Annotated in this window: 10 protein-coding genes; all 10 read left to right on the forward strand. The window is 29.6% G+C overall.

Going from position 1 to position 14,744, the window contains the following annotated elements; genetic code table 11:
• The first annotated feature begins 69 nt into the window (after positions 1-69).
• The 10 genes from tsaD (at position 70) to alr (ending at position 14,741) form a co-directional block, all read left to right on the forward strand.
• Complete coding sequence (gene tsaD, locus MKD34_RS02475; protein ID WP_240219581.1) at positions 70-1,080, forward strand: tRNA (adenosine(37)-N6)-threonylcarbamoyltransferase complex transferase subunit TsaD; 1,011 nt, start codon at positions 70-72, stop codon at positions 1,078-1,080.
• Between the two features lie 157 nt (positions 1,081-1,237).
• Entirely contained in the window at positions 1,238-2,176 is a 939-nt protein-coding gene (gene dusB / locus MKD34_RS02480; protein ID WP_240219582.1) for a tRNA dihydrouridine synthase DusB, read from the forward strand.
• 14 nt (positions 2,177-2,190) lie between these two features.
• Complete coding sequence (gene mutS / locus MKD34_RS02485; RefSeq protein ID WP_240219583.1) at positions 2,191-4,815, forward strand: DNA mismatch repair protein MutS; 2,625 nt, start codon at positions 2,191-2,193, stop codon at positions 4,813-4,815.
• Between the two features lie 9 nt (positions 4,816-4,824).
• Complete coding sequence (gene lptC, locus MKD34_RS02490; RefSeq protein WP_240219584.1) at positions 4,825-7,581, forward strand: LPS export ABC transporter periplasmic protein LptC; 2,757 nt, start codon at positions 4,825-4,827, stop codon at positions 7,579-7,581.
• Between the two features lie 9 nt (positions 7,582-7,590).
• Positions 7,591-8,316 carry an LPS export ABC transporter ATP-binding protein gene (gene lptB / locus MKD34_RS02495; protein ID WP_240219585.1) on the forward strand — a complete coding sequence of 242 codons (726 nt, stop codon included), beginning with the start codon at positions 7,591-7,593 and terminating at the stop codon, positions 8,314-8,316.
• Positions 8,317-8,351: 35 nt separating this feature from the next.
• Complete coding sequence (gene alaS, locus MKD34_RS02500) at positions 8,352-10,958, forward strand: alanine--tRNA ligase (RefSeq protein WP_240219586.1); 2,607 nt, start codon at positions 8,352-8,354, stop codon at positions 10,956-10,958.
• A gap of 16 nt (positions 10,959-10,974) precedes the next feature.
• Positions 10,975-11,394, forward strand: coding sequence for a Holliday junction resolvase RuvX (gene ruvX / locus MKD34_RS02505; protein WP_023050960.1), 420 nt, complete (start codon positions 10,975-10,977; stop codon positions 11,392-11,394).
• Positions 11,395-11,410: 16 nt separating this feature from the next.
• Entirely contained in the window at positions 11,411-12,631 is a 1,221-nt protein-coding gene (gene secD, locus MKD34_RS02510) for a protein translocase subunit SecD (protein WP_040407381.1), read from the forward strand.
• A gap of 4 nt (positions 12,632-12,635) precedes the next feature.
• Positions 12,636-13,574 (forward strand): protein translocase subunit SecF, encoded by a 939-nt coding sequence (gene secF / locus MKD34_RS02515; RefSeq protein WP_240219587.1) that lies wholly within the window; start codon positions 12,636-12,638, stop codon positions 13,572-13,574.
• Between the two features lie 57 nt (positions 13,575-13,631).
• Entirely contained in the window at positions 13,632-14,741 is a 1,110-nt protein-coding gene (alr, locus tag MKD34_RS02520; protein ID WP_240219588.1) for an alanine racemase, read from the forward strand.
• Positions 14,742-14,744 lie beyond the last annotated feature (3 nt).

The following is a 14,744-nucleotide window of genomic DNA, read 5'->3' on the forward strand; positions in this document are numbered from 1 at the left end:
AAGGTAGTTTTTTATATATTTTAATAAAAAATATGATATAATTAAAGAAAAGTATAAAAGGAGAAATCAATGATTATATTAGGAATAGAAACATCTTGCGATGAAACATCGATAGCTGTTTTAAAAGATGGGAAAGAAGTTTTATCTAATAATATTTCTTCTCAAATAGATATACATAAAGAATATGGAGGAGTTGTTCCTGAAATAGCTTCAAGACATCATATTAAAAATATAGCTACAATTTTAGAAGAAAGTTTAGAAGAAGCTAAAATAACTATGGATGATATAGATTATATAGCTGTAACATATGCTCCTGGATTAATAGGTGCATTGTTAGTAGGAATTTCATTTGCTAAAGGATTAGCCTATGGACATGATATACCTTTAATTCCTGTTCATCATATAAAGGCACATATTTATGGAAATTTTATTGAACATGATATTGAACTACCGTGTATAGCTTTAGTGGTTTCTGGTGGACATACAAATATAGTATATATAGATGAAAAACATAATTTTATCAATTTAGGAGCAACTTTAGATGATGCAGTTGGTGAAAGTTATGATAAAGTAGCAAGAGTTATGGGAATAGGATATCCGGGAGGGCCTATAGTAGATAAGCTTTATTATAAAGGAAACAAGGATGCTTTAAAAATACCAGAACCTAAAGTTGATGGATATAATTTTAGTTTTTCAGGAATTAAAACATCAGTTATAAATGCTGTGAATAAAGCTAAAATGAAGGGAGAAGAATTTAAACCTGAAGATTTATCAGCTTCATTTCAAGAGAAAGTGGTAGATATACTTTGTAAGAAAACCTTAAAAGCTGCTCAAGATAAAGGGGTTAAACAAATTGTAATAGCGGGTGGAGTTGCAGCTAATTCGTTATTAAGAAGTGAGTTAGTTCAAAGAGCAAATAAAATAGGAATAAAAGTTAATTATCCATCTATGACTTATTGTACTGATAATGCAGCAATGATAGCTGAAGCAGCATATTATAAATTAAAATATGGAAAAGAACCAATTTTTGCAGATTTAACATTAAATGGAAAAGCAACATTAGATATAATGAAAGATTAAAAATACCCCAATTTTTGGGGTATTTTAAATTTTATGGTATAATTTTAATACAGTAAAATTATGGAATAATGAGTTATTTGATAAGGCATTTGACATTGAAAAACTCTTGAAAATATGGTAAAATTTTTAGATAGCAAAGTGTAATTTTGGAGGTAAAATGAAGATATATATTGCTCCTTTAGCAGGAGTTACAGACTATACATTTAGAGGAATTTTAGACGATTATAAACCAGATTTGATGTTTACAGAGATGGTTAGTATAAATGCGTTAGAGATGGAAAATGAAAAAACTTTAAATCAGATTTTAAGAATAAGAGATGGTGAAGCTGTTCAAATCTTTGGTAAAGATGTAGAGAAGATGGTTTATAGTGCAAAGTATATAACAGAAAAATTAGGTGTAAAGCATATAGATGTAAATGCAGGATGTCCAGTGAATAAGATTATAAAAAATGGATATGGAGCAGCCTTATTAGAGGATCCTGATCAAATAAAAAGAATTTTATGTGAAATAAGAGAAGCTATACCTGAAGATGTAGATTTGTCTTTAAAAACTAGAGTAGGTTATAAAGGGTTAAAGCAACATAAATTAGTAGGTAAAATAGCTGAAGAAGCTGGATGTAAACATATTACAATTCATGGGAGAACAAGAGAGCAGATGTACAGTGGAACTGCAAACTGGGACCTTATAAAAGAAGTGAAAGAAAGTGTTAACATAGAGGTAATTGGAAATGGAGATATATTTACAGCTGAAGATGCTTATGAAAGAGTTAAGCATTCTGGGGTTGATGGAATAATGTTAGCTAGAGGAATATGTGGAAATCCATGGTTAATACAGCAGATTAGAGAAAAGTTTGAAACAGGAGAAGTTATAACAGAAGTTACTCCAGAGATGAGATTAGATATGGCAATCAGACATGCGCTTCAAGGGAAATTAGATAATCCAAATAAAAAGTTTTTATTTGAGCTTAGAAAACACCTTTGTTGGTATTTAAAAGGAATAAGAAATGGAGCGGCATTAAAGGGAGCGATAAATCAGATAGAAAGCTATGACGAATTAATAGCACTATTAGAAAAAGCTAAGGAAAATTTAAAATAAAGGGACGTGATTTTTTGTCAGTAGATACACCATTAATGAGTCAATATAAAGAGATAAAAAAAGAAAATCAAGATAATATCCTATTTTTTAGGTTAGGGGATTTTTATGAGATGTTTTTTGAAGATGCAGTTATAGCTTCTAGAGAACTTGGATTAACATTAACAAGTAGAAATAAAGAAAAGGGAATAGAAGTTCCATTGGCGGGAATACCCTATCACTCTTCGGCTGGATATATAGGTAAGCTTGTAGCTAAAGGATACAAAGTAGCAATATGTGAACAAGTAGAGGATCCAAAAGCAACTAAAGGAATTGTAAAAAGAGAGGTTGTAAGAGTAATAACTCCTGGAACAATAATAGATACTGAATATTTAGATGAAAAAAGTAACAATTATTTGATGGGAATTGTTGTAAAAAAAGAAACGATAGGACTAACATATATAGATATAACAACTGGAGAATTTGTAGCTAGTGAGAAAAAGAAAACAGAAGATTATGTGTATAAAATACTAGGAGAGATAAATAAAATATCTCCTAGAGAAGTTTTAATAGATGAAAATTCATATACAGATTTAGAAAAGGAATTAAAACAATTTGCTCAATTAAATAAAATAAATATTAGTTCATATTTAAAAGTAAAAAAAAGTGAAGAGTTTTTAAAAAAATATTTTAAAGTTATCTCTTTAGATAGTTTTGGTTTGAATAATAAGGATGGAGCTGTTGAGGCTGCTGCAATGGTTTTAGAATATGTATTAGAGCTGCAAAAAGGAAATGAAATTCCTGTAGATAAGATAATTTATACAGGAAGCGAAAATATAATGGAATTGAATCTTACTACACAAAGAAATTTAGATGTTGTAGCATCAAATAGAGAAAATGGTGTTCTAGGGACTTTACAATGGATTTTAGACAGCTGTAGAAGTTCTATGGGTAGTAGATTATTAAAGCATTTTTTAAAAAATCCTTCAACTTCAAAAGAGATAATTCTTGAAAGACAGAAAGACATTGAGTTTTTTTATAAAGGAGTTCTTTTAAGAGAAGAAGTAAGAGAAAAGCTAAAAGATATATATGATATAGAAAGAATAATTGGAAAACTAGTTTTAGGAAATGAAAACGCTAGAGATTTAGTAGCTTTAAAAAAATCAATATTAAATAGCTTAGAGATATATAAGATTTTAAAGGGTAATCCTATTTTTGAGATAGCTTTAGATGAATTAGTCGAAATTTATAATTTAATAGAAAGCAGTATAAAAGATGAGGTTCCATTTTCTATTAGAGAAGGTGGAATGATAAAAGATGGGTATAACGCTGAGTTAGATGAACTACATAATATATCAAATAATGGAAAAGATACAATTTTAGAGATTGAGAATAGAGAAAGAGAAAGAACAGGAATAAAAGGTTTAAAAATAAAATATAATAAAGTATTTGGATATTTTATAGAAGTAACTAAAGCTAATATCCATCTAGTTCCTAGTGATTATATAAGAAAACAAACTTTAGCTAATGCAGAAAGATATATTGTTGAAGATTTAAAAATTTATGAAGAAAAAGTTCTAAATGCTAAAGATAAAATAGAGAATTTAGAATATCATCTTTTTAAAGAGATTTCTGAGAAAATAAAAAACTTTAGAAGTATACTTCATGAATTAGCATATAAATTGTCGTATTTGGATGTTGTAACAAATTTTGCACATATAGCTACAAAAAATAGTTATATAAAACCTGAGATAACAACAGAGGGAGATATAGAAATAATCGGTGGAAGACATCCTATTGTAGAACAATTAGTAGGAAGAGAAAATTTTGTTAAAAATAGTATCGTTTTAAATAATGATAAAAACTTAATAATTTTAACAGGGCCAAATATGTCAGGAAAATCTACATATATGAAGCAAGTGGCATTAATTTTAATTATGGCACATATGGGTTGTTATGTTCCCGCAGAATATGCTAAAATAGGAATTGTAGATAAAATTTTTACAAGAATTGGAGCTAGTGATGATTTAGTTACTGGACAATCAACATTTATGCTAGAGATGAGTGAGGTTGCGAATATAGTTAATAGCTCTACTAAAAATTCATTTATTATATTAGATGAGATAGGAAGAGGAACATCAACATTTGACGGAATCTCAATTGCAACAGCAATAACAGAATATATTCATGATAATATTCAAGCTAAAACAATTTTTGCAACACATTACCACGAATTAACTCAACTAGAATCAAAACTAAATAAATCTACAAATTTCAGAATTGAAGTTAAAGAGGATGAAAAGGAGATTCTATTTTTAAGAGAAATTGTAAAAGGTGGGGCTGATAAATCTTATGGAATAGAAGTTGCAAGATTAGCGGGATTACCAAGAGAAATTCTGGATAGAGCAAAAGAGATGCTAAGAGTTTTAGAAAATAGAAAAATGATAATAGAAAGAAAAGTAAAAAAAGAACAATTAATATTGTTTGGAGAATTTGAGCCTGAAACAAAAGAGGAACCTATAAAAAAAGAAGAAGAAAATATTATACAGTTAGAAAATGAAGAAAAAATAGTATTACGTCTTTTAAGAGAGGCTGAACTGGACAAAATGACACCACTTGATGCCTTTTTAAAGTTAAATGAATTGAAACGTATTTTAAACTAGGAGGGCGGTATGAACAAAAAGAAGATAGCCTATAGAGTTATTATAGTAGCAGTATTGGTTTTAGGATATTTCAATTATTTCGGTAATGAGAAGAAAATAGAAAAAAAAGAAGAAGTAGTGGAAACTACTGGAGCTATATATGATACAGAGGGATATCATATTGAGGCTGATAAGCAGAAAGATTTTTTAAAAACAAATGAAACAACTTTTGAAAAAGCAAAAGCAGTAATTGATGGAATGATTTTGACAGGAGATAATGCCTTTTTAGATGCTGGAAAAAATTTATTATTAAAATCTAATATTTTAGGAAAAAGTTTAAATGGATGGGAATTTGAAACTCAAGAGGCTAAATATAATAAAGAAAATGGGGAAGTGGAGTCTACAATAGGTGTTACTGCAATTAATAAAGCAGAGGGAATTGAAGTATCTGGAAAAAACTTTAAAAGTGATACAAAAATGGAAAATGTAGTTCTATCAGGAGATGTAAAATTTAAAACTAAAAATATGACTTTATCAGCTGAAAAAGCAAACTATAATGACAAAAATAAAATAGTAAATATAGAAGGAAATTCATTTTTATCAGGGTCAAATTTCGGAAGTGGATCAGGAATACTTAGTGGAAATTTTAAAGGATTGAAATATGATACTGAAACAAATATTTTGACTACTTCAAATTCATTTATGCTAGATTATAATGGTATAAAATTATATGGTGATGATTTAGTATTAAATGACAAAACAGAATCTTTTAAAATAAGTAAAAATGTTTACGTTTTAGCTGATGGGTATAAAATAGATATGGAAAGTATTACTTCAGATGGTGGAGATAATATTAATTTTAATGGAAAAATATCAGGAACTAATGGGATATATTCTTTTAAAGGTGATGATGGAGTTTATAATAAAGTAACTAGAAAGTTTGTTTTAAAAGGGAATGTCCAAGGCAGTGATAAAAATGGTGGTAAGCTTTTAACAGATATGGCTATCTATGGAACAGATACAAAAGAGCTAGAATTAATTAGTGATAAAAATGTGGAATATACAAGCCCAGAAAATAAGATTTTAACAAAAAATTTAATCTACTTGACAGAAACAGGTGAATTATATTTAAAAGATGGATATTCATACTTTAGTGATAAGTATAATAGTAAAGGAGAAAGTTTCTTTTACAATAAAATTACAGGTAAAGGTTATGTTATAAAAGGAAATATAAAAAATAATATAGATAATCAGTATGCTTCAGGAAATAGAGTTGACTTTGATAGACAAGAAGATAGCTATTTAGTCGATGGAGATGCTTATTTTGAAGATAACAACTATATATTTGAAAGCCAAAAGATAGATTATTTAGGAAAAAAAGGATTTGTATATTTACCAGATAAGTATGTTTTAAAAAGAAAAAAAGAAAAAGATACTTTTGAAGGATTAAAAGGAGAATATAATCTGACAGCAGAAGTATTTAAATCTTTTGGCCAATTTAAGTATATAAGTACAGACAATGTTGTTGAAGGAGTAAATTTAGATTTTAATCAGAAAACAGGAGTAGGTTTAGTTGAAAAAGATTTAGTGGCTTTTGATAAAAAAGGTGAAACTAAAGTAATATCAACAAGTGGTGAATTTAAAGAAAATGAGTTTGTAAAAATAAAAGATAAGCTAGTTTTAAAAAGTGGAGATATAATAGCTAATGCTAATTCAGCAGATTATCAGATAAAAGATCAAAAAATATACATTCCAGGTGAAATTATATTTGAAGACACTGTTAAAAAAAGTTCTGGAAAAATGTATAACGGAGTGTACGAAACTGATAAAAAAGTATTCACTGGTGAAAAATTTAATGGAAAAGATGTGAAGAATACATTAAAAAGTGATATAATAAAGTACTTTACTTCTCAAGGGAATTTTGTTTTAGAAAAGAATGCAGAAATTAAAGACGAAAAAACGACTTTAAAAGGAGATCAATTAGAGTACAATAAAAATACAGAAATAGCAAAATCTCCAAAAGCTTTTGAAATAAAATATGATGCTTATGATATATTTGGTAGTAGTGGAACTTTAGATAAAAAAACAAGCCACTTAACAGGTAATAATGTATTAATAAAATCAAAATTAAATGAAGAGTTTAAAGGAGATCGTGTAGATGGAACTTTAGATAATATGAATTTAGATTTTATAGGAAATGTTTCTGGAAGAATTTATCAAGATGGGGTGCCTGTAAACTTTAAAGGAGATTTTGTAAGAGCATACTTTAAAAAAGATGCTCAAGGTAAAAATCAAATTCAGAGGGTTGAGATTAGAAAAAATGCAGTGATTGAAAAAGAGGGAACAACGCTTTATTCAGATTATTTAGAGATACAACCAGAAAAGAAATTAGTTTTTGGAAAAGATAATACCAAAGCAGTATTAAAAGATAAAGATGGGACAATAACAACAGTTACATCAAATATGATGACAGGAGATCTAAATACAGAGATTGTTGATTTAGTGGGAAAAGTAGTTATTATTAGAAAAGATAAAGATAAAACTTTAAATGCAACATCAACAAAAGCTAAAATAAAAAATAAAGATAATATAATTGAGTTAAGAGGAAATGTTGTTGTTGATGATGGTGAATCTATAATAACATCTGATGAAGCAGATTATAATACAAAAACTAATAAAGTAAAAGCTAGAGGAAATGTATTTGTAGATTATAAAGTAAATGAGAAGAAAAGTGTAACAAATGCAAATCAAATAAATTCAGGATATAATAAAATCTTAAAAAAATAAGGAGAATCTATGAGAAGTATAGTTGCTCAAGGATTATGTAAAAGTTATAAAAAAAGACAAGTAGTTAAAGATGTGAGTTTAGAAGTAAAAAAAGGTGAAATTGTTGGTCTTTTAGGACCTAACGGAGCAGGAAAAACTACAACATTTTACATGATAACTGGAATAGTTAAGCCTGAAAAGGGTCAAGTTTTTATTAATGAAGTAGATATAACAGATTATCCAATGTATAAAAGAGCAGATATGGGTATTGGATATCTTGCACAAGAACCATCAATTTTTAGAAATCTTTCCGTTGAAGACAATATATTAGCTATATTAGAGATGAAAGGATTACCTAAAAATGAACAAATAAAAAAAATGGAAGAATTATTAGAAGAATTTAAGTTAACACATGTTGCGAAATCAATGGGATACTCTCTTTCTGGTGGAGAGAGAAGAAGAGTTGAAATAGCAAGAACAATAGCTAATGATCCGGATTTTATATTGTTAGATGAACCATTTGCTGGTGTTGATCCAATTGCTGTAGAGGATATACAACAAATTATAAAATACTTAAAACAAAGAGGATTAGGAATACTAATAACAGACCATTCAGTAAGAGAAACATTATCCATAACTGAGAAAGCATATATAATGGCTAACGGAAAAGTATTGATAAGTGGAACTCCTGAAGAAATAGCTTCTAACCCAATGGCGAAGAAAGTCTATTTAGGAGAAAACTTTAAATTAGATTAAATAAATTTTAAAAATATAGTGGAGGAAACAAGAAGATGTTAACAGGTAACGAAATTAGAAGCAAATTTATAGAATTTTTCGAAAAGAAAAATCATAAGCACTTTGAAAGTGCATCACTTATTCCAGATGATCCAACTCTTTTATTAACAGTTGCTGGAATGGTTCCGTTTAAGCCATACTTTTTAGGACAAAAAGAGGCTCCAACACCAAGAGTAACAACTTACCAAAAATGTATCAGAACTAATGACTTAGAAAATGTTGGAAGAACAGCTAGACACCACACTTTTTTTGAAATGTTAGGAAACTTCTCTTTTGGAGATTATTTTAGAGAAGAAGCAATAATTTGGTCATGGGAATTTATAACAGAAGTTTTAAAATTAGATAAAGATAAATTATGGGTTTCAGTATTTACTACAGATGATGAAGCAGAAAAAATTTGGGTTGAAAAATGTAATTTCCCAAAAGAAAGAATCGTAAGAATGGGAGAGTCTGAAAACTGGTGGGCAGCAGGACCAACAGGTTCTTGTGGACCATGTTCAGAAATACACGTGGATTTAGGACCAGCTTATGGAGGAGATGAAAATTCTAAATTAGGAGATGAAGGAACAGATAATAGATTTATTGAAATTTGGAATCTAGTTTTCACTGAGTGGAATAGAATGGAAGATGGATCATTACAACCACTTCCAAAGAAAAATATTGATACAGGAGCTGGACTTGAAAGAGTAGCAGCAATGGTACAAGGAAAATCGAATAACTTTGAAACAGACTTATTATTTCCAATTGTTGAAGAAGCTGGAAGACTTACAAATACAAAATATGGAACAGAACCTGAAAAAGATTTCTCATTAAAAGTAATAACAGATCATGCAAGAGCAGTTACTTTCTTAGTTAATGATGGAGTTATACCATCTAATGAAGGAAGAGGATATATTCTAAGAAGAATTTTAAGAAGAGCAGTAAGACATGGAAGACTTCTTGGAAGAAAAGAGTTATTTATGTATGAGATGGTAGATAAAGTTGTAGAAATCATGGAAGAAGCATATCCTGAATTAAGAAAAAATATAGAGCATATTAAGAAGGTTGTAAAAATTGAAGAGGAAAAATTCTCAAATACTTTAGACCAAGGTATGCAATTAGTTATGAACGAAATAGAGATAGCAAAATCAAAAGGTGAAACAAAATTATCAGGAGATGTAACATTTAAACTTTATGATACATACGGATTCCCTTATGAATTAACAGAAGAGATTTGTGAAGAAAATGGAATTGAAGTTTCAAAAGATGAGTTCTTAGAGAAAATGGAAGAGCAAAGAGAGAAAGCTAGAGCAGCAAGAGCAGTCGTTATGGAAAAAGGACAAGATAGCTTTATAGAGGAGTTCTATGATAAACATGGAAAAACAGAGTTTACAGGATATTGTGATTTAATGACTCCTGCGACTCTTTTAAGTGCGAGAGAATTAGAAAATGGAAAGTATGCTCTTATTTTTGATCAGACACCATTCTATGCAGAATCTGGAGGACAAGAGGCTGATCAAGGTATTATAGAGGGAGAAAATTTAGTAGCAAAAGTACTAGATGTTCAAAAACAAAAAGAAATTTACACTCATATAGTTGAAATTGAAAGTGGGCTAGAGGAATTAGTAGAAGGTACATTATTAAATTTAACTGTAGATCCAGTTAGAAGAGAAGAAATTGCAAAGAATCATACAGCAACTCACTTATTACATCAAGCTTTAAAAGATGTATTAGGAACACATGTACAACAAGCAGGATCATCATGTGGAGCAGAAAGATTAAGATTTGATTTTAATCACTATGAAGCTTTAACAGCAGAAGAAATTGAAAAAGTAGAAAAAGCAGTAAACGAAAGAATATTTATGGCTACTTCTGTAAATGCTGAAGTAATGTCTATGGATGATGCAAAAGCAAAAGGAGCAACAGCTTTATTTGGAGACAAATATGGAGACGAAGTAAGAGTTGTTTCAATAGGAGATTACTCAATGGAGCTTTGTGGAGGAACTCATATAAGTAATATTGGAAAAATAGGAATCTTTAAAATTGTTTCAGAAGCTGGAGTTGCAGCTGGAGTTAGAAGAATAGAAGCACAAACTAGTTATAAAGCATACTTAGCAGTTTTAGAGATGGAAAAAACTATGAAAAGAGTTGCTAAAAACTTAAAAACTGATTTACATAAAATTGAAGAAAGATCAGAAAAAGTAGTTGAAGAAACAAGAGAGTTATCAAAAGAAGTTGAAACTTTAAAAGCTAAAGTAGCATCATTTGAAGCAAACTCATTATTTGATGAGATTGAAGAAATAAATGGAGTTAAAGTTTTAGTAAAAGACTTTAAAGATAAAGAGGCAGATTCGTTAAGAGAGATTGTAGATAAAGCAAAAGATAAATTAGGAAGTTGTGTTATTGCATTAGGATCAGATAACGAGAAAGCCATATTTGCTATTGGAGTTACAAAAGATTTAATTGGAAAAGTTAAAGCTGGAGACTTAGTAAGAGAGGCTGCTAAGATAGCTGAAGGAAATGGTGGAGGAAGACCTGACTTTGCACAAGCTGGAGGAAAGAATGGAGCAAAAGTTAAGGAAGCACTTTCAGCTGTAAAGGAGATTTTAGCAAAATCATTATAATTGGAGGAAGATAATTATGTATAAAAGATATCTTTCTTTAGATGTAGGAGATGTAAGAATAGGAGTGGCAAAATCGGATTTAATGGGAATGGTTGCCACTCCCTTAGAGGTAATTGATAGAAGAAAGACTAAGGCTGTAAAAAGAATTGCTGAGCTGTGTAGACAAGAAAATACTAAATCGATAGTTATAGGAATACCTAAAAGTTTAGATGGAACAGAAAAACGTCAAGCAGAAAAAGTAAGAGAATTTATGGAGAAACTAAATAAGTCTATTGAAGGATTAGAGTTTTTTGAGATAGACGAAAGACTTTCCACTGTTTCAGCAGATAGAATGTTAAACGAAACAAATCTAAGGGGAGCCAAAGAAAAAAGAAAAGTAGTTGATAAGGTAGCAGCAGCTATTATACTACAAACTTTCTTAGACATGAAAAAATAACTAAGTGGAGGCTAGCATGAATTTTAAGGGGATGACAAAATTATTTTTTGTATTAGTTATACTAGTGTGTTCTTGGTGGTTAGCAGTTATGAAGCCAACAAAACTAGGACTAGACTTAAAAGGTGGGGTTTATGTAGTTTTACAAGCTCAACCAGAAAATGGTACAGAGCTAGATGATGATGCTATGAACAGGCTGATAGAAGTTTTAGACAGAAGAATAAATGGTCTTGGAGTAGCGGAATCAGTTGTACAAAGAGCAGGAATGGATAGAGTTATTATAGAATTACCAGGAATTACAAACTCAGATGATGCAGTAAAGATGATTGGAAAAACAGCATTGTTAGAGTTTAAAATAATGAATGATGATGGTTCTTTAGGTGAGACACTATTAACAGGTGGAGCACTAAAAAAAGCAGAAGTTTCATACGATAATCTAGGAAGACCTCAAATTCAATTTGAAATGAATATAGAGGGAGCAAAAGAGTTTGCTAGAATAACTAGAGAAAATATTGGAAAAAGATTAGCTATAACACTTGATGGAGAAGTTCAAACAGCACCATCGATTAACAGTGAAATTCCAAGTGGAAATGGAGTTATAACAGGAAGTTACACTCCAGATGAAGCTAAAAAAACAGCAACATTATTAAATGCGGGAGCATTACCAGTTAAAGCTGAAATAATTGAAACGAGAATTGTTGGAGCATCTTTAGGAGATGAATCAATAGCTCAGAGTAAAACTGCAGCTATGGTAGCAGTTGGATTAATTGCAACATTTATGTTAATTATGTATAGACTACCTGGATTTGTAGCAGATTTAGCATTATTAAGTTTTGGACTTGTAATGTTTGCAATGCTGAACTTTATTGATGCAACATTAACATTGCCAGGAATAGCGGGTATGATATTATCTGCAGGTATGGCAGTTGATGCCAATGTAATCATCTTTGAAAGAATAAAAGATGAATTGAAATTAGGAAGCACAATTAATGGTGCAATAAAGCTAGGATTTAGTAAAGGAATAGCGTCGATTATAGATTCTAACGTTACGACATTATTAACAGCTTTAGTGTTATTTATGTTTGGAACAGGAACTGTAAAAGGATTTGCAGTAACTTTAACAATTGGAACTGTGGCGTCAATGCTTACAGCAATTTTCATAACAAAGGTTCTGTTAACAACAACAGTGGATTTATTTAAAATAAAAAGAACAGAGTTCTTCGGTGTGAAAAGGGGGTAAGTAAATGTATATTGAGGTAATAAAGCACAGTAAAAAATGGATAACATTATCAACAATATCTTTTATAATATTCCTAGGAATGTTTTTAGTAAAGGGATTGAACTATGGAATAGATTTTACAGGTGGAAGTTTAATTCAACTAAATTATGCTAATAATATAACATTAACAGATATAAATAAAGAGTTAGATGAGTTAGCGGTTGAGATTCCACAATTGTCATCAACAGCAAGAAAAGTACAAGTTTCTCAAGCTGATAATAATGTTATTATTAGAACTGCTGAAATGAGCGATAAAGAAACAGAAAGATTATTAACAAATCTTCAAACATTAGGAGATTATAAATTAGAAAGAGCTGAAAAAGTAGGAGCAACAATAGGTGAAGAACTAAAAACATCGGCAATTTATGCTCTTACAATAGGTGGATTATTAATAGTTTTATACATAACAATGAGATATGAATTTAAATTTGCAATAGCTGGAATTTTAACACTATTACATGACGTTACTGCAGCTTTAGGAGTTATAGCATTGTTAGGATATGAGGTTGATACACCGTTCATAGCAGCAATATTAACAATATTAGGATACTCTATTAACGATACAATCATAATATATGATAGAATTAGAGAGAGTTTAAGAAAAAAATCAGATTTAACTTTTGGAGAAGTATTAAATAAAAGTTTAAATCAAGTTTTAGTAAGATCAATTAATACTTCAGTTACGACATTATTAGCATTAGTTGCAATATTAGTTTTTGGTGGAGATAGTTTAAGAACGTTTACAACAACGCTTTTAGTGGGAATTGGAGTAGGAACATATTCATCAATATATATTTCAACACCGTTAGTATATCTTTTTGAAAAGAAAAGAGACGATAAGTATGAACCTAAAAAAGATGACGATGATGATAATTCACATCCTGAAGAAAAAATTGTAGTATAACAAAAAAGCCACCTTAAAAAGGTGGCTTAATCTACTTAATAAGAGTTGGAGGAAAAAATGAGAACGTGGGCAGAGATAGATCTAGATAACTTAGAATATAATATAAAAAAAATAAAAGAACTATCTCATGACAGAGACATAATGGCCATTATAAAAGCAGATGCCTATGGAATGGGAGCAGTCACAATAGCAAAAGAACTTTCAAAAATGGGGGTAAATATATTTGGAGTTTCATCTCTAGAAGAGGGGATAGAACTAAGGAATAATGACATTGATGATGAGATTTTAATCTTAGCAGGAATTTTTAACGAAGAGTTAGAAGAAGCAGAGAAAAAAAATCTACAAGTTACTTTGACTGATCTTTCTCAAATAAAATATATTAATGAAAAAGGACTTTCGTTAAAAGTGCATATAAAAGTAGATACAGGAATGGGTAGAGTTGGGTTTACAGTAGAGGAAGGAAAAGCAGCTATAAATATATGTAAAGAAAAAAATATAGAAGTAGTTGGAGTTTATTCACACTTATCAGTATCAGATGAATCAGATGAAGAATCAATAAGCTATACAAAAAAGCAGTTAGAAAAATTTAGAGATTTTGAAAAGTTAGAAGAGATAAAATATATCCATATTCTTAATAGTGGAGGGATATTAAAGTTTTCTGAAATTCCTCAAAGTAATTTAGTTAGAGCTGGAATAATTATGTATGGTGTTTATGGAGAGGGAGTTGTAGAAGATTTAAAAAGAGTTTTTACTTTAAAAAGTAGAATACTTTTTTTAAAAGAACTAAAAGAGGATATAGATATATCTTATGGAAGAGTAGGTAAAGGATATAAAAATGATTTAATTGCAACGATAACGGTTGGATATGCAGATGGTTTTAGAAGAGAACTTTCAAATAAAGGAACAATTGAAATTCATGGTGTTCCATGTAAAATAGTAGGTAAAGTTTGCATGGATATGCTTATGGTAAGAATACCAGAAGAACTAAAAGGTAAAGTAAAAGCAGGAGATGAAGTAACAGTAATGGGAGAGGATATTTTTGATAAATCAATAATGGTTGGATCTTCTATTTACGAATTGTTTACTGGACTAAGTAGAAGGGTTAGTAGAGTTTATTTAAAACATGGAAAGCCTTACTTAGTGAATAGCTTAATAGGAAAATTATAAAGG

The sequence above is a fragment of the Cetobacterium somerae genome (assembly GCF_022430525.1).
GTDB lineage: Bacteria > Fusobacteriota > Fusobacteriia > Fusobacteriales > Fusobacteriaceae > Cetobacterium_A.

Excerpts from the sequence above, each read along its gene's own strand:
- tsaD (WP_240219581.1), top strand. The coding sequence starts at position 70 with ATGATTATATTAGGAATAGAAACATCTTGCGATGAAACATCGATAGCT.
- dusB (WP_240219582.1), top strand. The coding sequence starts at position 1,238 with ATGAAGATATATATTGCTCCTTTAGCAGGAGTTACAGACTATACATTT.
- lptC (WP_240219584.1), top strand. The coding sequence starts at position 4,825 with ATGAACAAAAAGAAGATAGCCTATAGAGTTATTATAGTAGCAGTATTG.
- lptB (WP_240219585.1), top strand. The coding sequence starts at position 7,591 with ATGAGAAGTATAGTTGCTCAAGGATTATGTAAAAGTTATAAAAAAAGA.
- alaS (WP_240219586.1), top strand. The coding sequence starts at position 8,352 with ATGTTAACAGGTAACGAAATTAGAAGCAAATTTATAGAATTTTTCGAA.
- ruvX (WP_023050960.1), top strand. The coding sequence starts at position 10,975 with ATGTATAAAAGATATCTTTCTTTAGATGTAGGAGATGTAAGAATAGGA.
- secD (WP_040407381.1), top strand. The coding sequence starts at position 11,411 with ATGAATTTTAAGGGGATGACAAAATTATTTTTTGTATTAGTTATACTA.
- secF (WP_240219587.1), top strand. The coding sequence starts at position 12,636 with ATGTATATTGAGGTAATAAAGCACAGTAAAAAATGGATAACATTATCA.
- alr (WP_240219588.1), top strand. The coding sequence starts at position 13,632 with ATGAGAACGTGGGCAGAGATAGATCTAGATAACTTAGAATATAATATA.